This window comes from Pleomorphomonas oryzae DSM 16300, from assembly GCF_000422965.1.
Lineage (GTDB): Bacteria > Pseudomonadota > Alphaproteobacteria > Rhizobiales > Pleomorphomonadaceae > Pleomorphomonas > Pleomorphomonas oryzae.
Genome location: NZ_AUHB01000002.1, coordinates 202012 through 226337, shown reverse-complemented (window position 1 = coordinate 226337; position 24326 = coordinate 202012). Strand labels below are relative to the sequence as shown.

General features: G+C 63.5%; 23 protein-coding genes. 16 read left to right on the top strand and 7 right to left on the bottom strand.

Going from position 1 to position 24326, the window contains the following annotated elements:
* The first annotated feature begins 37 nt into the window (after positions 1 to 37).
* The 3 genes from rplT (at position 38) to pheT (ending at position 4130) form a co-directional block, all read left to right on the top strand.
* Positions 38 to 400: a 50S ribosomal protein L20 gene (rplT, locus tag G522_RS0103990; RefSeq protein WP_026789927.1), complete on the top strand. Its 363-nt coding sequence runs from the start codon at positions 38 to 40 to the stop codon at positions 398 to 400.
* A gap of 151 nt (positions 401 to 551) precedes the next feature.
* Positions 552 to 1634 (top strand): phenylalanine--tRNA ligase subunit alpha, encoded by a 1083-nt coding sequence (gene pheS / locus G522_RS0103985; protein WP_026789926.1) that lies wholly within the window; start codon positions 552 to 554, stop codon positions 1632 to 1634.
* Between the two features lie 81 nt (positions 1635 to 1715).
* Positions 1716 to 4130, top strand: coding sequence for a phenylalanine--tRNA ligase subunit beta (pheT, locus tag G522_RS0103980; RefSeq protein ID WP_026789925.1), 2415 nt, complete (start codon positions 1716 to 1718; stop codon positions 4128 to 4130).
* A 52-nt stretch (positions 4131 to 4182) separates the two neighbouring features.
* On the opposite strand, the gene mepA is transcribed toward pheT, so the two are convergent.
* Both mepA and G522_RS0103970 read right to left on the bottom strand, forming a co-directional pair.
* On the bottom strand, positions 4183 to 5034 hold the full coding sequence (mepA, locus tag G522_RS0103975; RefSeq protein ID WP_026789924.1) for a penicillin-insensitive murein endopeptidase: 852 nt from the start codon (positions 5032 to 5034) through the stop codon (positions 4183 to 4185).
* Between the two features lie 118 nt (positions 5035 to 5152).
* A complete protein-coding gene (locus G522_RS0103970) occupies positions 5153 to 7027 on the bottom strand; it encodes a hypothetical protein (protein ID WP_026789923.1) in 1875 nt (624 codons plus the stop codon).
* A 132-nt stretch (positions 7028 to 7159) separates the two neighbouring features.
* On the opposite strand from G522_RS0103970, the gene G522_RS25510 reads away from it, so the two are divergent.
* Together G522_RS25510 and G522_RS0103960 are read left to right on the top strand one after the other, a co-directional pair.
* Positions 7160 to 8224: a glycosyltransferase gene (locus tag G522_RS25510; protein WP_084632721.1), complete on the top strand. Its 1065-nt coding sequence runs from the start codon at positions 7160 to 7162 to the stop codon at positions 8222 to 8224.
* A gap of 1 nt (position 8225) precedes the next feature.
* Positions 8226 to 8621: a GtrA family protein gene (locus tag G522_RS0103960; protein WP_026789922.1), complete on the top strand. Its 396-nt coding sequence runs from the start codon at positions 8226 to 8228 to the stop codon at positions 8619 to 8621.
* Here G522_RS0103960 and olsB read toward each other — a convergent pair.
* Positions 8609 to 9484, bottom strand: a complete 876-nt coding sequence (gene olsB, locus G522_RS25505; protein WP_051228276.1) for a l-ornithine N(alpha)-acyltransferase — start codon at positions 9482 to 9484, stop codon at positions 8609 to 8611. The genes G522_RS0103960 and olsB overlap by 13 nt on opposite strands.
* A 228-nt stretch (positions 9485 to 9712) precedes the next feature.
* On the opposite strand from olsB, the gene G522_RS0103950 reads away from it, so the two are divergent.
* On the top strand, positions 9713 to 10786 hold the full coding sequence (locus G522_RS0103950) for a glycosyltransferase family 2 protein (protein WP_026789921.1): 1074 nt from the start codon (positions 9713 to 9715) through the stop codon (positions 10784 to 10786).
* Positions 10787 to 10841: 55 nt separating this feature from the next.
* On the opposite strand, the gene G522_RS30445 is transcribed toward G522_RS0103950, so the two are convergent.
* Positions 10842 to 11348, bottom strand: coding sequence for a hypothetical protein (locus G522_RS30445; RefSeq protein WP_245586588.1), 507 nt, complete (start codon positions 11346 to 11348; stop codon positions 10842 to 10844).
* Between the two features lie 45 nt (positions 11349 to 11393).
* On the opposite strand from G522_RS30445, the gene G522_RS30440 reads away from it, so the two are divergent.
* The 4 genes from G522_RS30440 to G522_RS0103930 all read left to right on the top strand — a co-directional run bounded on the left by G522_RS30440 (position 11394) and on the right by G522_RS0103930 (position 16514).
* Positions 11394 to 12467 carry a hypothetical protein gene (locus G522_RS30440; RefSeq protein ID WP_245586587.1) on the top strand — a complete coding sequence of 358 codons (1074 nt, stop codon included), beginning with the start codon at positions 11394 to 11396 and terminating at the stop codon, positions 12465 to 12467.
* 216 nt (positions 12468 to 12683) lie between these two features.
* Positions 12684 to 14582 carry a molecular chaperone DnaK gene (gene dnaK / locus G522_RS0103940; RefSeq protein ID WP_026789920.1) on the top strand — a complete coding sequence of 633 codons (1899 nt, stop codon included), beginning with the start codon at positions 12684 to 12686 and terminating at the stop codon, positions 14580 to 14582.
* Positions 14583 to 14690: 108 nt separating this feature from the next.
* Positions 14691 to 15821, top strand: a complete 1131-nt coding sequence (gene dnaJ / locus G522_RS0103935; protein WP_026789919.1) for a molecular chaperone DnaJ — start codon at positions 14691 to 14693, stop codon at positions 15819 to 15821.
* A gap of 75 nt (positions 15822 to 15896) precedes the next feature.
* Positions 15897 to 16514, top strand: a complete 618-nt coding sequence (locus G522_RS0103930; RefSeq protein WP_036838021.1) for a class I SAM-dependent methyltransferase — start codon at positions 15897 to 15899, stop codon at positions 16512 to 16514.
* 8 nt (positions 16515 to 16522) lie between these two features.
* Here the strand turns inward: G522_RS0103930 and G522_RS28805 are convergent, their stop codons facing one another.
* On the bottom strand, positions 16523 to 17068 hold the full coding sequence (locus G522_RS28805) for a MarR family winged helix-turn-helix transcriptional regulator (protein WP_051228274.1): 546 nt from the start codon (positions 17066 to 17068) through the stop codon (positions 16523 to 16525).
* A 244-nt stretch (positions 17069 to 17312) separates the two neighbouring features.
* Between G522_RS28805 and lepA the strand changes: the two genes are divergently transcribed.
* Positions 17313 to 19118 (top strand): translation elongation factor 4, encoded by a 1806-nt coding sequence (lepA, locus tag G522_RS0103920; RefSeq protein ID WP_026789917.1) that lies wholly within the window; start codon positions 17313 to 17315, stop codon positions 19116 to 19118.
* Positions 19119 to 19366: 248 nt separating this feature from the next.
* Here lepA and grpE read toward each other — a convergent pair whose 3' ends face one another.
* Complete coding sequence (gene grpE, locus G522_RS25490) at positions 19367 to 19987, bottom strand: nucleotide exchange factor GrpE (protein ID WP_084632713.1); 621 nt, start codon at positions 19985 to 19987, stop codon at positions 19367 to 19369.
* A gap of 215 nt (positions 19988 to 20202) precedes the next feature.
* On the opposite strand from grpE, the gene G522_RS0103910 reads away from it, so the two are divergent.
* Entirely contained in the window at positions 20203 to 20613 is a 411-nt protein-coding gene (locus G522_RS0103910; RefSeq protein WP_036838019.1) for a GFA family protein, read from the top strand.
* A gap of 3 nt (positions 20614 to 20616) precedes the next feature.
* Here the strand turns inward: G522_RS0103910 and hrcA are convergent, their stop codons facing one another.
* Complete coding sequence (hrcA, locus tag G522_RS0103905) at positions 20617 to 21687, bottom strand: heat-inducible transcriptional repressor HrcA (RefSeq protein ID WP_026789915.1); 1071 nt, start codon at positions 21685 to 21687, stop codon at positions 20617 to 20619.
* Positions 21688 to 21830: 143 nt separating this feature from the next.
* Here hrcA and tsaB point away from each other — a divergent pair, with 143 nt between their 5' ends.
* Genes tsaB through olsA form a run of 4 tightly spaced genes read left to right on the top strand, consistent with a single transcriptional unit; the run spans position 21831 to position 24296 of the window.
* The gene (tsaB, locus tag G522_RS0103900) at positions 21831 to 22517 is read left to right on the top strand and encodes a tRNA (adenosine(37)-N6)-threonylcarbamoyltransferase complex dimerization subunit type 1 TsaB (protein ID WP_026789914.1); all 687 of its coding nucleotides are present in this window, start codon (positions 21831 to 21833) and stop codon (positions 22515 to 22517) included.
* Positions 22514 to 23008, top strand: a complete 495-nt coding sequence (gene rimI / locus G522_RS0103895; RefSeq protein WP_084632710.1) for a ribosomal protein S18-alanine N-acetyltransferase — start codon at positions 22514 to 22516, stop codon at positions 23006 to 23008. Before tsaB ends, rimI begins: the two co-directional genes overlap by 4 nt.
* A 47-nt stretch (positions 23009 to 23055) precedes the next feature.
* Positions 23056 to 23502 carry a Fur family transcriptional regulator gene (locus G522_RS0103890; RefSeq protein ID WP_026789912.1) on the top strand — a complete coding sequence of 149 codons (447 nt, stop codon included), beginning with the start codon at positions 23056 to 23058 and terminating at the stop codon, positions 23500 to 23502.
* Positions 23499 to 24296, top strand: coding sequence for a lyso-ornithine lipid O-acyltransferase (gene olsA / locus G522_RS0103885; protein ID WP_036838016.1), 798 nt, complete (start codon positions 23499 to 23501; stop codon positions 24294 to 24296). The genes G522_RS0103890 and olsA overlap by 4 nt, the downstream gene beginning before the upstream one ends.
* Positions 24297 to 24326 lie beyond the last annotated feature (30 nt).

Below are 24326 nucleotides of genomic sequence, written 5' to 3'. Positions count from 1 at the left end.
GCGATCAAACGGCACTCACACTCGAGGAGACTGAATTATGGCGCGCGTCAAGCGGGGCGTTACGTCCCATGCCAAGCACAAGAAGGTTCTAGAGGCCGCTAAGGGCTTCCGGGGCCGCCGCAAGAATACCATCAAGACCGCCAAGGCGGCCGTCGATCGCGCGATGCAATATGCGACGCGTGACCGCCGGGCCAAGAAGCGCAACTTCCGCGCGCTCTGGATCCAGCGCATCAACGCCGCTGTCCGTGACGTGACCGGTGGCGAGCTGACCTACGCTCGCTTCATCGATCTCATGGCCAAGGCCGGGATCGCCATCGACCGCAAGGTGCTGTCCGATCTCGCCATCAGCGAGCCGGCATCGTTTAAGGCCATCGTCGAGAAGGCCCAGGCTGCCGCCTAATTGGCGACAGCGCGGGGCCGATCGCTGATCGGCCGCCCCCGACATTACGAGAGCGGCGCGCCGATCGGTGCGCCGCTCTTTTCGTTTCCAGGGGTGCAATCGCCGGTAAGACCGGCTAGAAGCCTGCCATCAGATCCGCCAGGACATCGTCATGACCGACATCGAACAGCTCGAAGCTTCCATTCTCGACGACATTCACGCCGCTGGCGACGAAACCGCCCTTGAGGGCGTGCGAGTCTCCACCCTCGGCAAGCAGGGATCGGTGTCGGCGCTGCTCAAAACGCTGGGCGCCATGAGCCCCGATGAGCGGCGGACGCGCGGCGCAGCCATCAACGCTCTGAAGGACCGGGTGGGTCTTGCCATTGCCGACCGCAAGGCGGTTCTGAAGGCGTCCGCCCTTGATGCCCGCCTCACCCGTGAAACCGTCGACATCTCGCTGCCGGTCCGTCCGGGACCACTGGCCGAGGGGCGCATCCACCCGGTGAGCCAGGTGATCGACGAAATCACCGCCATCTTCACCGACATGGGCTTCGCGGTGGCCGAAGGGCCGGATATCGAAACCGACCATTACAATTTCACCGCCCTCAACTTCCCGCCGGACCATCCGGCGCGCGAGATGCACGACACCTTCTTCCTGAAGCCGAAGGAGGATGGCTCGCGCCTTCTGCTGCGCACCCACACCTCGCCAGTGCAGATCCGCACCATGGAGAGCCAGAAGCCGCCGATCCGCATCATCGCGCCCGGCCGGACCTACCGCTGCGACAGCGACGCGACCCACACCCCGATGTTCCATCAGGTGGAAGGCCTCGTCATCGACGAGACGACCCACTTCGGCCATCTCAAATGGGTGCTGGAGGAGTTCCTGAAGGCCTTCTTCGAGGTCGATGAGGTCAAGACGCGTTTTCGCCCGTCCTTCTTCCCGTTCACCGAACCGTCGATGGAAGTCGACGTCGGCTGCCGGCGCTCGGGCTCGGAGATCCGCATCGGCGAAGGTGACGACTGGCTGGAAATTTTGGGCTGCGGCATGGTGCATCCCAACGTCATCCGTTCCGCCGGTCTTGATCCCGACGTCTACCAAGGCTTTGCCTTCGGCATGGGCATCGACCGCATCGCCATGCTGAAATACGGCATGCCGGACCTGCGCGCCTTCTTCGACGCCGACGCCCGCTGGCTGAAGCACTATGGCTTCCGTCCGCTCGACCTGCCGAGCCTCTACGGCGGGCTGACGGGATAATGATGGCGGCACTGTCCGCCTCTCTTTCCGTCCGCTCCCAGGACCAAGCCATTCAGAGTTTCCGATAACGGATTTGCCAAAATGAAGTTCACCCTCAGCTGGTTGAAAGACCATCTCGATACCGACGCCTCGCTTGACGAGGTCGTCGAGGCGCTCACCATGGTGGGTCTCGAGGTGGAAGAGGTTTCCGATCCTTCAGCGCCGCTCAAGCCGTTCGTCGTGGCCAAGATCGTCACCGCCGACAAGCATCCCAACGCCGACAAGCTGAAGCTGCTGTCGGTCGATGCCGGCAAGGGACCGGTGCAGGTGGTCTGCGGTGCGCCCAATGCGCGGGCGGGCCTCAAGGGCGTGTTCGCCCTGCCCGGCGTCGTCATCCCGGCCACCGGCGACGTGCTTGAGATCGGCACCATTCGCGGCGTCGAGAGCCGTGGCATGATGTGCTCGGAGCGCGAACTCGGCCTGTCGGACGAACACAACGGCATCATCGAGCTGCCCGAGGACGCGCCGATCGGCGTGTCGATCGCCGATTATCGCGGCGGCGCCGATCCGGTGATCGATATTTCCATCACCCCAAACCGGCCCGACTGCCTCGGCGTGCGCGGCATCGCCCGCGATCTCGCAGCACGCGGCCTCGGCAAGCTGAAGCCCGATCCGCTGAAGCCGGTTGCCGGCACTTTCGCCTCGCCGGTGCCGATCGCGCTGAAGTTCGACGGCGACGATACACCCTGCCCGGTGTTCGCCGGCCGCGTCGTGCGCGGCCTCAAGAACGGCCCGTCGCCAAAGTGGCTGCAGGACCGACTCAAGGCGATCGGCCTGCGCCCGATCTCGGCGCTGGTCGACATCACCAACTACCTGACGTTCGACCGGGGGCGGCCACTGCACGTCTACGACGCCGACAAGCTGACCGGCACCATCAGCGCCCGCCTCGGCAAGGCCGGTGAAAGCCTGCTGGCGCTCGACGGCAAGACCTATGCGGTCGATGACAGCATGTGCGTCATCGCCGACGATGCCGCCGTGCTCGGCCTTGGTGGCGTCATGGGCGGCGAGACCACCGGCTCCACCGAAGCCACCACGTCGGTCTTCATCGAAAGCGCCTATTTCGATCCCGGCCGCACGGCCCGCACCGGCCGTCGGCTGGGCCTCAACTCCGACGCCCGCTTCCGCTTCGAGCGGGGCATCGATCCGGGCTTCGTCGTCGATGGCCTTGAGCTGGCGACGCGCATGGTACTCGACCTTTGCGGCGGCGAAGCCTCAGAGATCGTCGTGGCTGGCAAGGAGCCCCTGCCAAACAAGGTCATCGACTTCCCGCTGTCCGAAGTGAAACGGCTGTCCGGCCTGGATCTTTCGGCCGACACCATTTGCAACACGCTCGAAAAGCTCGGCTTCGCAACAACGGGTGGCGGCGAGACCCGTTCGGTCGCCGTGCCGTCATGGCGGCCTGACGTTCATGGCAAGGCCGACCTCGTCGAGGAAGTGGTGCGCATCGTCGGCCTCGATCAGGTGAAGGCGACGGCGCTGCCGCGCCTTGCCTCGGTGTCGCAGAAGGTGCTGACACCGCTGCAAACCCGTACCCGCCGCGCCAAGCGGGCGCTGGCCTCGCGCGGTCTCGTCGAGGCAGTGACCTGGTCGTTCCTGGCCAAGCCCATCGCCGTGCTGTTCGGCGGCGGCGCGTCCGAGCTCGAACTGGCCAATCCGATCTCGACTGATATGAGCGACATGCGGCCGAGCCTGATCCCCGGTCTCGTCGCGGCCGTCAAGCGCAATGCCGACCGTGGCCTCGCCGACTTGTCGCTGTTCGAAGTCGGCCAGATTTTCGCAGGCGACCGGCCGCAGGATCAGAGCATCGCCGCTACCGCCGTGCGCGAAGGTAACGCCGGTCCGGCCGGTTCCGGCCGTCACTGGGCCGGTTCGGCAGCCGCTGTCACCGTCTTCGACGCCAAAGCCGATGCGCTGGCGCTGCTCGATGCGCTCGGCGTCGACATTTCGCGCGTTCAGATCGTCCGCTCAGCGCCGAACTGGTTCCATCCGGGTCGTTCGGGCAGCATTCAGCTTGGGCCGCAGACGGTGCTCGCTCACTTCGGCGAGCTGCATCCGGCTGTCATCGAGGCGCTGGACGCCGAAGGACCGATCGTCGCCGCCGAGGTCATTCTCGATCGCATTCCGGTTGCCAAGGCCAAGGCCGGCCGCAGCAAGCCGGCGTTGACGCTCTCCGCCTTTATGCCGGTCAGCCGCGACTTTGCCTTCGTGGTCGATGATGGCGTCGACGTGGCCAAGATCATCAAGGCCGTTCAGGGCGCCGACAAGAAGCTGATCGGCGGCGTCGATGTGTTCGACGTCTACCGCGGCGAGCACGTGGCAGCCGGACAGAAGTCGGTGGCCATTGCGGTCACGCTGACGCCGAGCGACCGCACGCTGACTGACGAGGATATCGACAAGGTGTCGAAGGCGATCGTTGCCGCAGTCCAGAAGGCAACGGGGGCAATCCTGCGCGGATAAACTTCGAAGGATACAAAATGACAAAGGCCACGGGAAACCGTGGCCTTTGTTGCTACTTTGCCACGAGCACTTGAGAGCACTCCGGCGGCAGATCCTTCAAGGTGATCTCCGGCGGCGGCGGCTTGGGCTTCGATGGCTTTGTCGGTTTGGGCAGCGGCGCATACCAGCTTTGGAGTTCGGCGCCGCACCCGTCGCCGGAAGGCGGTTCCTTCTGAGGCTTGCAGGTCGGCGAATTGCGCGGACAGGCTATGCGGACGTGGAAATGGTAATCGTGGCCCCACCACGGGCGCACCTTGGAGAGCCAGCCACGATCACCCGAGGTCTGCTCGCAGAGCGCTTTCTTGATGGCGCGGTTGACAAAGATGCGCTCCACCTCCGGCTGCTTGGCTGTCAGGCGGATAATGTTGAACTGCCGGTTGGTGAACTTCTTCGGGTCGACCGAGAGCGTATCGGGCGCCAGCATCGACACGGCACTCACCCGCTCGCGCTCGTCATAGGTGAGTTCGCGTTTGGGCATCGGCGTCAGCCAGATGTCGGCATCGAGACCGATCTGATGGCTGGCATGGCCGGTCGCCATGGGACCGCCACGCGGCTGCGACATGTCACCGACAAGCAGGCCGTTCCAGCCCGCCGACGGTGCCTTGGCGGCGAGATGCTCAAGGAAGTTGACCAGGGCGGGATTGCCCCAGTTGCGATTGCGCGACAGGCGCATCACCTGCCAGGCTGGACCGTTGATCGGCAAAAGCTGTGCACCGGCGAGGCAGCCACGCGCATAGGTCCCGATGGAGCGAGAGGCAAGCGGCGCCGGGTCTTTCACAGCCCCGAAGAGCTGCTTGGCCGGTGTTTCGGCGGCGGCGGGCAGAACCGCGGCAAGGAAGAAGAGGGCGGCAAGGCGACGGAACATGGGCTCTTCCAAATCAATGACTCACCCATGCTGCGCCACGCCGGATTAACCGGAGATTAACCAGCGCGAAGCAGTTCGACATTTGACGCAGGGTAGATCGCGGCGGCCCAAACCCCGCCTAATCGCCGATCGATGGACGCAGCCGCAATGCCGGCAGCGAGCCGGTGATATCAACACCGAGGGGCCTTGCGGAAAAGATTATGCCGGACGGCCCCGAAGCGACCTCGGTGACCCAGGGGGGCCGCACGCCGCTGATCAACTGGGCGGCAAGACCCTGAGGCGCTCGCTTGGCCATTTGTCGCAGCTCGGGGTCACCCGTACAGGCCGCCAGATAGGTGGCTCCGGTTGCCCGGAAGGCGGCCTCCGGATCGGTGCCGGTAAAGACGGCATCGACGGCAAGAATGCCGTGAGCATCGCGATGATAGGGAGCCGCGAGTACCGTATGCGGCGTTCCCTTGAGCAGAAACGAGCCGAAGTTGGAGGTGGCAACAACCAGTCCCGGCGTGCGCGGGCTGAGTACATTTCCAAAGAAGGCTCGGCAATCGGTCATGATCGCGGCGTCGGCCGCATCAGTATCCGGGCGAGCCGTGAGATGGTCGACCGCCGCGACGACCAGCACCCACAGCGCCGGAACAGCGATGAGCCAGGTCCAACGCCGGGCGACCGAGCGGCCATCATCCTGGCCGGCCGTCGCCTTGATAGCCAGGGAAGCGATGGCCCCGATGGCGGCCGAGGCGACGATCTGGGCGCCGACCAGCGCACGCAACTGCATCGCTCCCAGCAGCACTGAACCGCCAAGGATCGACAGCACAATGGCGAAGGCTGGACGATCGGCAACGGGCATGCGCCGGAGCGTCAGTATCCCAAGCACAACGGCGGCAAACGGCGCCAGGTAGAGCGGCGGCACAAGGCCCGGCTGCCCCTTGAGCGTGGCGATGAGGCCTTGTGCCTCGGAGACGCGATCAAGCCAGATCGGCCGAATGGCCGGATCGACACCACCATAAGGTCCGGCAAGGCAGGTGGGAAACAGCACGGCGCCAACGGCCACCAGAAGCGAGGCGACGGCAACCAGCGCACCGCCGCGCATGAGAAGACCGGGCAAGCCGTCGCTGTGCCCTCGCAACGCAATCGACAGGAACATAACGGCGCCGCCGCCGATGAGAACTGGGATCAGATAGGCGAAAGACAGCGCGTCACAGGCCGGCACCAACCAGCGCGATGGCGGAATGGTGACGACGGCGGCAAGCAGAGTACCGACCATCAGGGCGCCGGTAAACAGCATCAAGCCGCGCCGCCAGCGATCGGCATTGACAGTCCAGGCAGCGGCGAGCCCCAGGATAGCCAGGAGGACGGCAAGCAGCGTCTCCATGCCAATCGCAAGGCTGGCAGCGGCAGCCATACCGGCAATAAGCGGCCAGCGGCGCGCGCCATCGGCTCTCACCAGTCCCATCAGTAAGCTGGCGATCAGGACGGCCTGTACGTTGTGATGATCGAGGTCGCCAGGTTGGAAGACACCCTTCACTTGCGGCGACAGGAAGATCATCAGGAGCGTGACAAGCCGAGCCAGTTCGCCGCCGAAGCGGCCAGCGACCGAAGCCAGCGCAAAGGCGAAAGGGAACACCAACAGGACGGGCCAGAGGTTGGCGGAGAATACCTCGGCACCGGCACGACCGAGAAATGGGCTCGCAGCCAGAATGATTGCGGAGATCGGCAAGTCGATCAGGCGTGACCAATGCATCAGCACGCCGCCCGGAGGATCGAGGCGATACTGGGTGAGGTCGAACCAACCCTGACCGGCAAGAAAGTCGCGCACCTCGACCAAGCGCATCATCGAATCGGGATCGTCCCATTGAGGCCCGAGGTTCACCAGCCGACCGACGGCAACCAAGCTCACGACCAGCAGCCCCAACGCCACGGCGAAGAGCAGACGAGCACGTGGGCCGGAACCGTAGAGGACAAGAGGGGCGCCAAAGACGCCTTGTTTGGAATTCATTGACCAAAGCCGACGACAGGAAGCGGAAAAGCCCGGCACTCGCTAAGCGTCGTTAGCCTTGCCTTAACACGATGGATAAAAGGTAAAGGCGACGCACCGCCGACCGCGGTCCGCATCCTTCGGATGGCCTTTATGACCGCAAGTGAGATCGCAACCGACGCCGCCACTGCCTTTCCTGGCCTCGACATCGTCGTGGTTCTACCCTGCTATAACGAGGGGGCGACGATTGGCGCCGTGGTGCGCGGCTTTCGGGCGGCGCTGCCCGAGGCGCGGATCTGTGTGTTCGACAACAACTCCTCGGACCGCACCGCGGTCGAGGCGCGCATCGCCGGTGCCGAAGTCATCCGCGAGACACGACAGGGAAAAGGCCACGTGGTCCGGCGCATGTTTGCCGACATCGATGCCGACGTTTATGTCATGGCCGATGGCGACGGCACTTACGATCCCCGCGACGCAGTCGATCTCGTAAGGGCGCTGGTCACCGAACGGGCCGACATGGCGGTCGGTGTCCGCCGCAACGTCACCGTCGATGCCGGGCGCTCCGGCCATGCACTCGGCAATCGTCTGTTCAACGGCCTTTATCGGCGGCTGTTCGGCCCCGACTTCACCGACGTGTTTTCCGGTTACCGGGCGTTCACGCGGCGTTTCGTCAAAAGTTTTCCAGCCGTATCGCATGGCTTCGAGATCGAGACGGAGATGGCCGTCCATGCCGGCCAGCTTCACATCCCCACCGTCGAGCTGCCGCTCGATTATGGCCGCCGTGTCGAAGGGGCGCCGTCCAAGCTGCGCACCTTCCGCGACGGCTTCCGCATTCTGATGATGTTCGCCATGCTGGTGAAGGAGACGCGGCCAAGCCTGTTTTTCAGCGTATTCTCGGGAGTGTTTGCCGCATTCTCGGTGCTTCTCGCCCTGCCGGTTTTCGCGACTTACATCGAGACTGGTCTGGTACCTCGCCTTCCGACAGCGGTTCTATCGACCGGCCTGATGATCCTGGCCGCGCTGCTCGCCACCGCCGGCCTCATCCTCGACAGCCTCGCGCGAGCCCGGGTCGAGCAGAAGCGTACCCTCTATCTTTCCATTCCCGCCCTGAAGCGAGCGGAGGAAAAACCAGAGGCTGAAACTGCGGCCAATCTCGCCGCGCTCCGCGATCTCCTGCGCCGGCTTGGCGAGCAATCCGACCGCCGCAGGGCCGGCTGACGTGGGCTCCGTTGCCAGACGACTCGGCGGCTTCGCGCTGGCCGGCTTTACCGGGTTCGCCGTGGACGCCGGTCTGACCGAAGGGCTCGCCGGTTTCGGCGTCAGCCCCTATCTCGGCCGCGTCTTCGCCGTGGCCGTCGCCATCGCCGTCACCTATACGATCAATCGGAACCTCACCTGGAGGGAACGGCGTGCGTCGGTGCCCGGACGCAGGACACGCTATGTCGCTGTGTCGCTCGTCTCGATCGCCACCAATTACCTGATCTTCGCCGCGGCCCTCGCCGCCTTGCCCGGCCTGCGCCCGGTCATCGCCGTGGCAGCTGGGACAGCCGTCGGCATGGTAATGAACTTCGTCGGCTACTCGCGTCTGGTGTTCAAAGACAATCAGGCAGCGTAGCGAGCGGCATCGGCGCCATAATACCGAACATATCGTTCGGAGATGCGCTCGACCGGCAGCACGATCATCACATCGGTGGTGCCGAACGGACGGTCGACGACGGCGCCTCGCCCGACCATGGCGCCGAGGCGCAGATAGCCCTTGATCAGCGGCGGCATGCCGGAGAGCGCCGCGCGCATGTCCACCGTCTCGATCGGCAGCCGGTTCATAGTCACCGTCCGCTCAGGCCGCGCTTCCACCAGCCAGTCACCGTCGGCCGAGGCGTGATGGTGCAGGAAGGACAGCGGCAGGGCCAGCGCGTCGGGATCGGTCCCCTCGAAGGAGGCGCAGCCGATCATGGCGTCGATGCCATGATTGAGCACATAGGCCCAGATGCCCTGCCATAAGAGTTCCACCGTGCGCTTGCTGCGATAGGGCTTCATGACGCAGGAGCGGCCGAGTTCCAGGAACTCCAGACCGGCGTGACGGGACAGCAGCGGCTCGATGGCAAATTCGCCCGCCGTGTAGAAGCCGCGATGCCGCTCAGCCACGCTCTGGCGCAACAGACGGTAGGTACCGACGATACGCGGCCGTGCCTTGCGGAACGGCCGGATCTCCACGTCGTCATGGTCGAGCACCAGAAGGTGGTCGCAATAGCGGTCGAAGGCGTCGGCATCGCGCCGGCGAAGGAAGGTGCGCGGATCGGCGGTCGCTTGCATCTCGCCGTAGAAGACCCGGTATCGCAGCGCCTGCGCGGCACGCACCTCGGCGGCCGAACGGGCGAGCCGCACCTCCATCGAGCCCATACGACCGAGCGTCGCACTCTCGCCGACTTCAACGCGCCTCGCGTTTGTTGCAGGGAAAGTGCCAGGAAGTCCGAACATCGTGAGCCCTCCGCCCAAAAAGCATAGCCACCATCCCATCCTTGCCGCGAGGATAGTGACAATTCGCCGACGGTCATGTGACATTTTGTTCATCGTCGGAGAGCGAGGCACATCTCTTTCGCATTGTCCTTATCAGGCCGCGTCGCCACACCATGGAAGCAGGCTTAATCAACGATTGAGAAGTGGCTGCTAAAACAGAGCTTCCGCGTGTTCGGCCTCCGGATCATTATGACTGACCGTCTTGTCTCGCCCCGTCTGTCCATTGTTGCCCCCTGCTTCAACGAAGAGAGCGGGATCGACGAGTTTCTGCGGCGTGCGGTGCTCGCGGCGACTGCCGTAGCTGGTCAGGATTTCGAGATCGTTGCCGTCGATGACGGTTCGTCCGATTCGACTTGGGACATCCTTTCTGCCCGGTCACGCGATTTGCCCAACCTTGTTGGCGTTCGGTTGATGCGCAACCATGGACATCAGATTGCCGCGACAGCCGGCCTCGCCGTTGCGCGAGGCGAGCGCGTACTATTGATCGATGCCGACCTGCAAGACCCGCCCGAGCTTTTGCTCATGATGATGCCGATCATGGATGGCGGCGCCGATGTGGTTTATGGCCAGCGCAGCCATCGCACCGGTGAGACACAGTTCAAGTTGGTGACGGCGGCAGTCTTCTATCGCCTTCTTGGCCGACTGACCTCGGTACCCATTCCGCGCGACACCGGCGATTTCCGACTCATGAGCCGCCGGGTCGTCGACATTCTGCTAGCCATGCCGGAGCGTGATCGCTTCATTCGCGGCATGGTCAGTTGGGTCGGCGGTCGGCAAGTTGCTCTGCCTTACGAGCGAGATGCCCGCTTTGCCGGCGAAACGAAATATCCGCTGCGCAAAATGATCCGTTTCGCCCTTGACGCGATTACCAGCTTTTCAACCGTACCGCTGCGTATCGCCACTTGGGTGGGATTCATGTCGGCGATGATCGCGGCAGCGCTTGTCGCTTATACGCTTATCCAATGGTTCGCCGGCAACACGGTTGCCGGCTGGTCCAGCCTGATGGCCGCGGTTGCCGGCTTCTTCTCCATCCAGTTTATCGGCATGGGCATTATGGGCGAATATCTCGGCCGCCTGGTGGAGGAATCCAAGCAGCGGCCGATGTTCATGATCGATTGCGTCAGTCGAGGCGGGGTTAGCCGACCGCTCGATTTAATGGCTCCCAATATGCGCTCACCGGAGCGGCGGGCAGCGGTGGAGCAAGCAATCGGCATCGAAGCCGATCTCAATGAGCCCAATGGTCGGACCGGTACGCATGATTGAGGAACAGTCGACCGCTATCGGTGTATCGGTCAAACCCGTTCCATTGATCCTGCGCTCAGACCTCTATGTCGCTCTTTTCGTTCTGACGGCGGCATTGCTCGTTGCCGCCTTTCGCATTCCGCCGATCCTTGATTTCCCGAACCATTTCGCACGCATCTTTCTGCTTTCTGGCGGCATCGACCAGCCGTTCTTTCGTGACGCCTACGCGATCGATTGGAGCCGGGCCCGTACCAACATCGGAATGGATCTGCTGGCCTACTGGATCGGTCCACTGATCGGCCCGGAAGTGTTGGCCCGGTCGCTTCTTTTCATTGCCATTGTCCTGCCTCCGCTCGGTGCCATTGCGCTCAATCGCCGGCTTTTTGGCGGAGGCCATCCGTTTCATGTCGCGATCCTGTTTCTGGCCTGGTCGACCACGCTCATCGGCGGCTTCATCAACTTCCAGATCGGGCTCGGTCTTGCCCTGCTGTTTGCCGTCGCTGATCTTCAAATAGGGTCGCACCGGCTCGTTCTGATCAACATATGGCGCATCGCTGCCTGCTTTCTGCTGACGCTCGATCATGTCTTCGCAGCCGGCTTTTACCTGGTGCTATCGGCAGGCCTTGAATTGCCGCGCCATTTTCTCGACTTCACCAACCGGCGCGTCCTCTTGGCCGGAGCAGTGAGGATCACCCTCGCCGGGATTGCCGGCCTGATACCGATTGCAGCTCTCCTTCTCAGTGCCAGCGGACTGCCAGGCGGCGGGCAGGATGTGAACCTCGCCTGGAACAGCCCGCTGCTCGCCCTTTCAAATTTCCTCAGCGCCATCACATCGTATTTCACGCTGATCGATGTTGTCCTATTTGCTCCCATCCTCCTCATCATCGTCGAAGCGCGCAGCCATCAGAAGATTCGTGTTCATGCCGGCCTTCTTGTTTCGGCCGCCTTTCTTCTCGTCCTATCCATGATTGCACCGCGTCATGCGATGGGTACCGGCTGGATCAGCTGGCGCTTTCCAATCATGACCCTTCTTGCCGGCGCGGCGGCGATCTGCCCCTTTCCAGCGGCCGTTGGGCCTACGCGCCGCTGGCTTGTTGCCACGGCCGCCACAGCGGTATTCCTGAGGACTATCATTGTCGCTGCTCTCTGGTGGCAAGGCAGCCAAGATGCCACTGCCGTGAAGCGTGCCCTCGCAGACCTTCCGCCACATAGTAAAGTCCTGCCGGTTGCCAATCAGTCCCCACAGCGCGCTGACTGGCGCCATGCCAGCCGTTATTTCTTCTGGAATCAGGATACCATCCGCCACCTGCCGACGCTTGCCACGCCCGATGCGGCGGCTTTCCTACCGACCCTCTTCACGGCCATCGGCAAGCAGCCCTTGGTGGTGAAGGGCGACTTTCGTGACATTTCAGTGGCCGAGGGAAATCTGATCTCCGTAGGAGCGTTGTCCTGCGAAAGCCTGAAGAGCGTTTATCTGCCTTTCGCGCCTTACCTCGCCAACTGGAGGCAACGCTTCGACTATGTTTTGGTCGTAAATGCCGACTACCCAGACGAGTATGTTGGCGCGAAGGTACCGGCGGATCTGATCAAAGTTTCCGGCACCGGCTTTGCTGCCCTCTATCTCATCGACAAAACGGTCCAGCCCTCCCAATTGGATGAGAACACCCAGTGCCCCAGCCCCGAGTCGCTGGGCGATGAATGATGGGCCTGCGGAAGAAGCCTCTTTTCTCGCGGCAACCGCTCCGAGGAGCTCTCCAGCTTCTTGCGTCGCCTTCGCCGGCAACCTATATACCGGCCGAATTCGGGGAGTTCCCCGGTCAGCATTCAAAGGAAATAAACGGGGACCGGCCGGGGATCCGGCGCTAAGCCGAATGCCTCGGGAGAGGGTTCGGACGGTCTGCCTGAATGGAGTGACGAAATGGGTAAGGTTATCGGCATCGACCTCGGAACGACCAACTCCTGCGTCGCCATCATGGATGGCAAGAACGCCAAGGTGATCGAGAACTCAGAAGGCGCGCGCACGACGCCTTCGATCGTCGCCTTCGCCGACGGTGGCGAGCGTCTGGTGGGCCAGCCGGCCAAGCGGCAGGCGGTTACCAATCCCGAGAACACCATTTTCGCGGTGAAGCGTCTGATCGGCCGGCGGTTCGAGGATCCGATGGTCGGCAAGGACAAGGATCTTGTTCCCTACACCATCGTCAAGGGCGACAATGGCGATGCCTGGGTCAATGCCGACGGCAAAAAGTATTCGCCGTCGCAGATCTCGGCGATGACGCTCGCCAAGATGAAGGAAACGGCCGAGGCCTATCTGGGCACCAGCGTGACGCAGGCCGTCATCACCGTTCCCGCCTATTTTAACGACGCCCAGCGCCAGGCCACCAAGGACGCCGGCAAGATCGCTGGCCTTGAGGTGCTGCGCATCATCAACGAACCGACGGCCGCGGCGTTGGCCTACGGTCTCGACAAGTCCGAGCACTCCAAGACCATCGCCGTCTACGACCTCGGCGGCGGTACCTTCGATATCTCGATCCTCGAGATCGGCGACGGCGTGTTCGAGGTGAAGTCGACCAACGGCGACACGTTCCTCGGCGGTGAAGACTTCGACATGCGGCTGGTCAACTATCTGGCCGACGAGTTCAAGAAGGAGCAGGGCATCGACCTGCGCGGTGACAAGCTGGCGCTGCAGCGTCTGAAGGAAGCCGCTGAAAAGGCCAAGATCGAGCTGTCCTCGTCCTCTCAGACCGAAATCAACCTGCCGTTCATCACTGCCGACGCCAAGGGGCCGAAGCATCTGACGCTGAAGCTCACCCGCGCCAAGTTCGAAGCGCTGGTCGACGACCTCATCCAGAAGACCGTCGATCCCTGCAAGGCGGCCCTCAAGGACGCCGGCCTCAGCGCTGGTCAGATCGACGAGGTGGTGCTGGTCGGCGGCATGACGCGCATGCCGAAGGTGCAGGAGACGGTGAAGCAGTTCTTCGGCCGTGAGCCGCACAAGGGCGTCAACCCGGACGAAGTGGTGGCCATCGGCGCCGCCATCCAGGCCGGCGTTCTGGCCGGCGAGGTCAAGGACGTGCTGCTGCTCGACGTGACGCCGCTGTCGCTCGGCATCGAGACGCTGGGCGGCGTGTTCACGCGCCTCATTGATCGCAACACCACCATACCCACAAAGAAGAGCCAGGTGTTCTCCACTGCCGAGGACAGCCAGAGCGCGGTGACCATCCGCGTCTTCCAGGGCGAGCGCGAGATGGCGGCCGACAACAAGCTGCTCGGCCAGTTCGACCTAGTCGGCCTGCCGCCGGCGCCACGTGGCGTGCCGCAGATCGAGGTGACCTTCGATATCGACGCCAACGGCATCGTCAACGTGTCGGCCAAGGACAAGGGCACCGGCAAGGAGCAGCAGATCCGCATCCAGGCATCGGGTGGTCTATCCGACGCCGACATCGACAAGATGGTAAGGGATGCCGAGGCCAATGCCGCTGCCGACAAGGAACGCCGTGAGGCCGTCGAGGCGAGGAACCATGCCGAGGCCCTGATCCACTCGACCGAGAAGTCGCTTGCCGACTACGGCGACAAAGTCTCCTCCTCGGACAAGTCGATCATCGAGAACGCCATCACCGACCTCAAGGCGGTGGTCGATTCGAACGACGCCGAGGACATCAAGGCCAAGACCAACGCGCTTGCCCAGGCGGCCATGAAGCTCGGCGAGGCGATGTATGCCGCCCAGCAGGGTGGCGCCGAGGAGAAGCCGGGCACTGAGGGCGATGACGTCCTCGACGCCGACTTCGAAGAGGTCAAGGACGACAAGAAGAACGGTTGAGGCCGAGCTTCCTGTATATCCGGCTCCCCGGTTGATTGACCGGGGAGCCGTTCCCTGTTGAGAATGGGCGGGAGGCGCCGCCCTTTTGCTCGCACCTCGGGACCAACGATGGCCAAACGCGACTATTACGACGTGCTGGGCGTTCCCCGCGACGCCGACGAAAAGACGCTGAAGAGCGCCTTCCGTAAGCTCGCCATGCAGCTGCATCCGGACAAGAATCCGGGAGATGCCACCGCCGAGACTCGTTTCAAGGAAGCCAACGAAGCCTACGAGGTTTTGAAGGACCCGCAGAAGAAGGCGGCCTATGATCGCTTCGGTCATGCTGCCTTCGAGAACGGCATGGGCGGGCGCGGCGCGGATGCCGGCTTCGGCGCCTCGATGGCCGACATTTTCGACGACATCTTCGGCGAGTTCATGGGCGGCGGGCGGCGCAGCCGACCCAATGGCCGCGAGCGCGGCGCCGACCTTCGCTACAATCTCGACGTCACGCTGGAAGAGGCCTTTGCCGGCAAGACGGTCGAGATCCATGTTCCCACATCGATCACCTGCGTCAAGTGTTCGGGTACCGGCGCCAAGCCCGGCACCAGCCCGCAGACCTGCCGCACCTGTGGCGGCGCCGGCAAGGTCCGGGCGAGCCAGGGCTTCTTCACCATCGAACGCACCTGCCCCACCTGCCAGGGCCGCGGCGAGACCATTGCCAGCCCCTGCGAAGTCTGTTCGGGCACCGGGCGTACTACACAGGAACGGACCCTGTCGGTCAACGTTCCCTCGGGCATCGAGGACGGCACGCGCATCCGTCTGTCGGGCGAGGGCGAGGCGGGCCTCAGAGGTGGGCCGGCTGGTGACCTCTATATTTTCATATCGCTACGGCCGCATGCATTCTTCCAGCGCGACGGCGCCGATCTCCACTGCCGCGTGCCGATCTCCATGACCACGGCAGCCCTTGGCGGCGAGTTCGAAGTGCCGACGATCGACGGTAGCAAGACCAAGGTGCGGGTGCCCGAGGGCACGCAGACTGGTAAGCAATTCCGCCTGAAGTCGAAGGGCATGCCCGTTTTGCGTTCCCGCGACGTTGGCGACATGTATATCAACGTCATGGTCGAAACGCCGCAGCGCCTGACCCGGCGGCAGCGCGAACTGCTCGAAGAGTTCGAGCGCGAATCGTCGGGTGAAAACAATCCCGAGTCCGCCGGATTTTTCGCGCGCGTCCGAGATTTCTTCGATAACCTAGGCAGTTGAGCCGCTACCCTCAATCCAGCCTGACATGGAAGTGATAGCGGCCAGACGGTCTTGTCTGTCGAACGGGAGGTTGGGATGTTCGTGCACCGATGGCGGGATGAGGCGCTAGCCGAGGCGCGCCGTGTGCGCGGCCACTGTTCGGAAGACCTGAAATTTCTGAAGACCTGGGCGGCAAAGCCGCTCACGACGGGTGCGGTCAGCCCATCGGGCCGCTGGCTTGCCCGCGCCATGGCTGCCGCCGTCGACCCTCTTTGGACAGGAACGGTAGTCGAGCTGGGGCCAGGCACCGGCGCGGTTACGGCCGCACTTCTCGCGCGTGGCGTATCAGCCGATCGCCTCGTGGCCGTCGAATATAATCCCGACTTCGCCGAGCACCTCCGCGCTCGCTTCCCGGGGCTCCGCGTCATGGTGGGCGACGCGTATGAATTTGCCGACACATTGCGACATGCCGGCGTTGCCGATGTGGCTGCCGTGGTGTCGTCGCTGCCGCTATTCACCCAGCCGCCGCTGCGTCGTCGTCATCTCCTTGAGCAGTCCATGAAAGCTCTCGAGCCAACACGGCCGTTTATCCAGTTTTCCTATGCGTTGGTGCCGCCGGTGCCCGCCGAGGCAGGGAGTTGGACCCTGGATGTCAGCGGATGGATCATGCGCAACCTGCCGCCGGCCCGCGTCTGGACCTACCGCAAGGTGTAAGTCGTCGATCAGGCCTCCTCTCGCGTGACCATTTCCTCGGACGAGGTATTTTCTTCCTCGGGCGAGGCATTTTCGGTCGCCGGAAGACCTGTTTCGAAGCAGCAGTTGCAATAGGCGCGCGAGCACATCCGACAGAGACGGCGGCGATCGTAGCCGAGCGCCTCGTGGTTGCAGAGCATGCGATCGACAAGCTTATTGAGGAAGTCCCGCTCCTCGTTGGAAAGCCCGGTGAGGAAGCTACTGCTCACCGCAAGGCGACGATCCTGCAAGCCGTCGGCCCGGCGTCGGCCAGCGGCGGTAATCTCCACCAGCACCTCACGGCCAACCCGGCGGCGGCGATGCAGAAGGCCATCGGCTTCCAGCCGATCGATAAGGCGGACAGTTGCCGAGTGCGTCAAACCGACGATGGCCGCGATCTCGCCAATACTGGCCGGAGGATTATTGGCAGCGGTAATCAACGCGGCGACGGCCGTCGGCGCGAGATCGTCGTCTCCGGCGAGCGTAGCATCCGTGACGGCCAGTGACAGGGCAGCGAACTTGTTTGGCAAATGCATGTCCACGTCTTCCCGCCTTTCCTCGCATGCGTCCCCGGCTTCCGGGCGACGCTCGCGTCATCGAAACTCGATCCGCTTCTCATTGATAAACGAATGCGGCAGCGTGCACCGCCCCTTAAAAACACTTATCGCGTTCATGGCATACGCTGGCGACGATCAACCGGATCACCATTGGCCGGAAAACCTTGCCGTTGTGGGGGAGCGAGTGCTTGGCGGTGGCACGGGGGAATGGTATTAGCCGCCCATGACGACACAGCCGCTCTCCCATATTCGCAACTTCGCCATCATCGCCCACATCGATCACGGCAAGTCGACGCTCGCCGACCGCCTGATCCAGACGACGGGCGCCGTCGCTCAGCGCGACATGAAGGAACAGATTCTCGATTCGATGGATATCGAGCGCGAGCGCGGCATCACCATCAAGGCGCAGACCGTTCGCCTGTCCTACAAGGCCGAGGACGGCAAGACCTACACGCTCAACCTGATGGACACCCCAGGCCACGTCGACTTCGCCTACGAAGTCAGCCGGTCGCTCGCCGCCTGCGAGGGATCTCTGCTGGTCGTCGACGCCAGCCAGGGCGTCGAGGCGCAGACGCTTGCCAATGTCTATCAGGCGATCGACAACAACCACGAGATCGTGCCGATCCTCAACAAGGTCGATCTGCCGGCCGCCGAACCAGAACGCGTCAAGAGTCAGATCGAGGACGTGATCGGCCTCGATGCTTCGAATGCCGTTGAAATCTCGGCCAAGACCGGCCTCAACATCGAGGGCGTGCTCGAGGCCATCGTCAAGCGCCTGCCGCCGCCCAAGGGCGATCCGGACGCGCCGCTGAAAGCCCTGTTGGTCGACAGCTGGTACGACGCCTATCTCGGCGTCATGGTGCTGGTCCGCATCATCGACGGCGTGCTCCAGAAGGGCATGAAGGTCAGAATGATGCGCACCGGCGCCGTCTACGAGGTAGAGCGCGTCGGCTACATGACCCCCAAGCTGGAGCTCTGCGACAAGCTGGAAGCCGGTGAAGTCGGCGTCATCACTGCCTCGATCAAGGAAGTGGCCGATACGGCCGTCGGCGATACCATCACCGACGAGCGGCGGCAGACCGCCGAGCCGCTGCCCGGATTCCGCCCCGCCCAGCCGGTGGTGTTCTGCGGTCTGTTCCCGGTGGATGCCGCCGATTTCGAAGATCTGCGGGCCGCCGTCGGCAAGCTGCGCCTTAACGACGCCAGCTTCTCCTTCGAGATGGAGACCTCGGCTGCCCTCGGCTTCGGCTTCCGCTGCGGCTTCCTCGGCCTGTTACATCTCGAAATTATCCAGGAGCGGCTCGAGCGCGAGTTCAACCTCGATCTGATCGCCACGGCGCCGTCGGTCATCTACAAGATGACGCTCACCGACGGTACGGAGATCGAGCTGCACAATCCTGCTGACATGCCGGAGGTGACGCGTATCGTCGAGATCGCCGAGCCATGGATTCGGGCCTCGATCATGACGCCGGACGACTATCTCGGCGCCATCCTGAAACTCTGCCAGGATCGCCGCGGCATTCAAGTCGATCTCTCCTACGTCGGCAGCCGGGCCATTGTTCAATACGACCTACCGCTCAATGAAGTGGTGTTCGATTTCTACGACCGCCTGAAGTCGATCTCCAAGGGCTACGCATCCTTCGACTATCATCTCAGCGACTATCGCGAGGGTGATCTCGTCAAGATGCAGATCCTCGTCAATGCCGAGCCGGTGGATGCTCTGTCCGTGTTGGTCCACCGCAGCCAGGCGGAGCGGCGGGGACGGGCGATGTGCGAGAAGCTGAAGGATCTCATCCCGCAGCACATGTTCCAGATCCCGATCCAGGCGGCGATCGGCGGCAAGATCATTGCGCGCGAAACGATCCGGGCGCTCAGAAAAGACGTGCTCGCCAAGTGCTACGGCGGCGACGTGACGCGCAAGCGCAAGCTTCTCGACAAGCAGAAGGAAGGCAAGAAGCGGCTCCGCCAGTTCGGCAAGGTGGAGATCCCTCAGGAGGCCTTCATCGCCGCGCTGAAGATGGACGACTGAGCGAACTTTCAGGTGATTCCTGCCGACGGGCTGGCAATGTCCCCCGCTGTGACGCGAAGCCGTTCCGACATTGCCGCCCGAAGGCGACGATCCCCTCCTGGGGCCAAGGGCGATGCTAGACGCGAAAGCCGGGGATTGCCAGTCTCTTTTACGTGGTAGCACGTAGAAATAACTGCGAAGCGAAACGACCTTAAGAAAGAGAAAAGGGCGCCCTCCGGACGCCCTTTTTGCATTTTTCGCGGTTAGGCTCACACCGTCTTGTCGACCTTGTGACCGCTTTCGACCGGCGCTTCCGGCTGGACGGCTTCCTCGGCGGGTGCCGCCTTGGGACCACCACGACCGACGCCGACAAGCGCCGGCCGCAACACGCGCTCGCCAATCTTGAAACCGATCTGCATGACCTGCACCACCGTGCCGCTCGGCACGCTCGGATCGGGCACTTCGAACATCGCCTGATGGAAGTTGGGATCGAACTTTTCGCCGGTCGGATCGACTCGGCTGACACCGTGCTTCTCCAGCGCCTTCATCAGTTCACGTTCGGTCAGCTCAACGCCTTCGACCAGCGAAATCAGCGCCTCGCCACCGGTGGCACGCGCCTCGGCATCGACGGCAGCGACCGCACGCGTCAAGTTGTCGGCTGCGCCGACGATATCGCGGGCAAAATTGGTCACTGCATAGGTGCGGGCATCGGCAATTTCGCGCTCGGTACGGCGGCGAAGATTCTCCATGTCGGCGAGGGTACGGAGGAGCTGATCCTTAAGATCGCCCGCCTCCTTCTCAAGGGCGGCGATACGCTGGAGTCCTTGGTCGACCACAGGATCCAATTCGGGAGTGGCCGGGTCGGGAGTCTGTGCTGTCTCGTCTGCCATCTTATCCTCATACTGTCTCAAACGTGGCTGTCGCCACCAAACGTGCCCCGGATTTGAGGGTTTCGGTGGCGAAAATCAACCCTTGGCTCCGTATTCGTCACCCATCGAGCAGCCGTGGCGGGATCGCCCGTTGTTGCGACGTGCGCCACAATCGCTTTTATTGCTGTGGAAAGACCTGATCTCCTACTCAGCTGTTCATCGAGGATGCGAGCGAAATGGCCCAGGGAACGAAGCGTCTTCGCGGCGAATGCCTTTGTCGCCGCGTGGGTTATGAAGTTACCGACGCCTTCGAATATGCCATGAACTGCCATTGTTCGAATTGCCGCCGCGCCACCGGCTCTGCCTTCAAGCCTTTTGCCGGCATTCGGGCAACTGAGCTCACCGTGGTGCGCGGCCAGGACGACATCATGCGTTTCGGCGACGGCACTCACGATGCCCACTGCGCCCATTGCGGCTCGCTATTGTATTCTCAAGTTCGCGACGGGGCCTATATGCACGTCACCTTGGGTACATTGGTCGACACGCCCTCGATCCGTCCGACCGCGCATATCTTTGTCGGCTCGAAAGCGCCCTGGTTCGATATCTGCGACGCACTGCCGCAGTTCAACGAGTTCCCGACCGACTGAGTGCTAGCCGAGAAGGCGGCCGACAACGCGAGCGGTATAGTCCACCATCGGCACGACGCGGGCATAATTCAGCCGGGTCGGGCCGATGACGCCGACGACGCCGATTACCCGCGCCTCGGTGTCTCGGTACGGCGACACCACAAGCGACGAGCCGGACAGGCCGAACAGCTTGTTTTCCGAACCGATGAAGATGCGCACCCCCTCGCCGGCATCGGCAAGGCCGAGGAGCTCGATCAAGTCTTCGGAACTCTCGAGTTCATCGAACAGCGCCCTGATGCGTTCAAGATCCTCGGCCGCCCGCACATCGTCGAGCAGATTGGCGCGGCCGCGCACGATCAAGGTCTGCGGCCGGCTGCCACCGGCATCCGACCAGGACGCGAGGCCAGCGTCGACGAGACGGGCGGTCAGAGTATCCAGTTCCAGCTTGCGGGCGGCGCGCTGGCGCTCGACTTCGACCCGCGTCTCGCTGAGGGTGCGGCCACGGATGTGGGCGTTGAGATAATTGGCTGCTTCCTGCAGCGCGGAGGCCGGCAAATCGGGCGGCAGATCGATCAACCGATTCTCGACGGTGCCATTGGCGCCGACCAGAACGACGATGCCGCGTGTCGGCTCGATGCGAACGAATTCGATGTGACGAAGCCGTGGATCAGCTTTTTGCGTCAGCACCACACCGGCGCCGCGCGTCAGGCCGGACAAAGTCTGCGAGGCCTCCGTCAGCATATCCTCGACGCTTTTTCCGGTACCAGACGCCTTGAGGCGACCTTCAATGGCGGACCGATCGTCCTCGGTGAGATCGCCGATCTCCAGCATGGCATCGACGAAGAAGCGGAGACCGAGTTCGGTCGGAAGGCGCCCGGCGGACGTGTGCGGCGCGTAGAGCAGCCCCGCCGTCTCCAGATCGGACATGACGTTGCGCACCGAGGCCGGCGACAAGGGCGCGGCGAGAAGGCGCGCAATGTTGCGGCTGCCGACTGGATCGCCGGTATCGAGATAGGCCTCGACGATGCGACGAAAGATATCGCGCGACCGCGCGTCGAGTTCCCGCAAGCCCCCCTGTGCACCGATGGCCACCACGATATTCAAACTCCTTACCCGCCATGACTAATTTGGCCGCGCCAGCCCGGTCGCGCAAGTCCTGAAAGCCATCCGCCCCGCCAGGAGTGGATGGCCCGGCATGTCGTCTCGACAGCGGCGGCCCGTCGGGATAAAGGGGGCCGATGCTGACGCTTGCGCTCGATACTGCCAATGACCGGCTTGCCGTTGCCCTTGCAGGCGACGGCAGGACAGTCGCACGCTCGGAAGCCATCACGCGCGGCCATGCCGAGCGGCTGTTCCCTCTGGTCGACGAGGTGCTCGCCGCGGCGGACTGTGAGATCGACCAAGTCGCCCGCGTCGCGGTGAACGTCGGTCCCGGTAGCTTCACCGGCATTCGCATCGCCGTGGCGGCTGCGCGTGGTCTCGGTCTGGCGTTGGGTATTGCCGTCGTCGGCATCGATGCGCTGCGTCTCATTGCCGCCTCGCTCAATGAGCCGGCCGATGGGCCGGTGCTCTCTGCCGTCGACGCTCGGCGCGGCGAAATCTACGCCGCCCTCTATGGTCCGAAGGGCGACGTGCTGGAGGCGCCGTTTGTCGCCGACGCGGAGGGCGTGCTCGCCCGCATCGGCGATCGTGCCGCTGTCCTCGCCGGCTCCGGCGCGGCGATTCTCGCTCATCAGGCAGCAATCTCCGGCCGGCGCGTACCGCCGGTCGACGCGATGACGGCAACCGACCCGCTGGCGCTCGCCCGGCTGGGCAGCCTCGCCGATCCGGCACTCGCCCTGCCCCGCCCGCTCTATCTCAGAGCGCCCGACGCCAAGCCGCAGCCGCCGGTGCCAGGGCTTCTTGCGCGAGTCTCCGCGCCATGAAGCTCTGCGACCTGGCCCGCCTCATCGCACCCCCACGACCAATCTGCGAGCCCGGCCGCATCGCCGACGCCGATGATCTCGCAGCGTTGCATGCCCATGCCTTCCGGCATGGATGGCCGTCTACCGAGATCGAAGCGTTGATCGCCGACCCGACGGTGACAACGGTGGTGGCCCGCCAGGGACGGACGCCCTTTACCCGCCGGCCGGTGGGTTTTGTCATGGTGCGCGCCGCCGCCGATGAGGCGGAAATACTCACCGTCGCCGTCACGCCGACACGGCGTGGTCGCGGCATCGGCCGCCTGATGATGGACGAAACGATCCGACGCCTCTATTTCATGCGCATCGCTTCGTTGTTTCTTGAGGTTGACGAGGGGAATGGCCCGGCGCTAGCCCTTTATCGGCGCCTCGGTTTCCGCGAAGTCGGTCGTCGTGCCAACTACTATACCGGTGGTACTGCGAACGCCCTTGTCATGCGAGCTGATCTCAAATAACCCATAATCGGCCGATGACGATGGCCGACTGTTCGAGGGTATCCGCGATGACCGAGGAATCCACTCCGCTCTCTTTGGAAGAAGCCTGCGCGGCGCGCGGCATGCGCATGACCGAGCAGCGGCGAATCATCGCTCGCGTGCTGGAACAGGCAGTTGACCATCCCGACGTCGAGGAGGTCTATCGCCGCGCTTCGGCAATCGACAGCAACATCTCGATCTCCACCGTCTACCGCACTGTCAAGCTGTTCGACGATGCCGGCATGATCGCCCGTCTCGACTTCCGTGACGGCCGCTCGCGCTACGAGCCGCTCCCCGACGAGCATCACGACCACCTGATCGATTTCCGGACCGGCGCCGTGGTGGAGTTCCATAGCGACGAGATCGAGGCGCTGCAGCGCGAGGTCGCCCGCAAGTTGGGGTACAAGCTGGTCGATCACCGGCTCGAACTCTACGGCATTCCGCTTGACGAGGCGAACAAGGAGAGCAAGGCGTGAAAACCGGCCACGTCAGGGCAGCGCTGACGCTGCCGCTGTTTTCCGTGGCCGCTTTCATCCTTATTCTTGTTTATCTTCCCGCCCGGCGCTTTCGGTGGCGTCTCGCCGGCCTTCTCCAGATGGCATTCCACCGGCTCGCGCTGTGGACCCTTGGCATCAGGTTGCATGTTCATGGCCGACCGGCCGTCGAACGCCCTCTGCTGCTCGCTGCCAACCACGCCTCTTGGATCGATATTTCGGCCTATGGCGCGGTGATGCCGTTGTCCTTCGTTGCCAAGCGTGAGGTCGGCACATGGCCGCTGATTGGCTTCTTTGCCCGCTTGCAGCGCTCGGTGTTCATCGACCGCACCCGGCGCGGTGCCACAGCCGATCAGGCTGACAGCATCGGCCGCCGCCTGGCCGACGGCGACGTTATCGCGCTGTTCCCTGAAGGGACGACATCCGACGGCAACCAGGTGCTGCCTTTCCGTTCGGCCCTGTTCGGCGCGGCCCGCACGGCGCTCGACGAGGCAGGTGTCGAAGCGGTGTTCGTCCAGCCGGTGGCCATTGCTTACACCCATATGCTCGGTCTGCCGCTCGGCCGGTCGGGGCGCTCGATCGTCTCTTGGGTCGGCGATCAGGATCTGGCGCCGCACGCCAAGGAGCTGCTCGCCGCCTCCGACTTCGACGTCAGCATCGTCTTCGGCGAACCGATCCGCTTCGACAGGAGCGCCGACCGCAAGAAGGTATCGCTCGAAGCGGAAGCGGCCGTGCGCCGCCTGCTGGCGACGGAACTTCGGGGCGGGCGGGACTAGATCGTCATGCGTCCTGACGGACGTAACGGA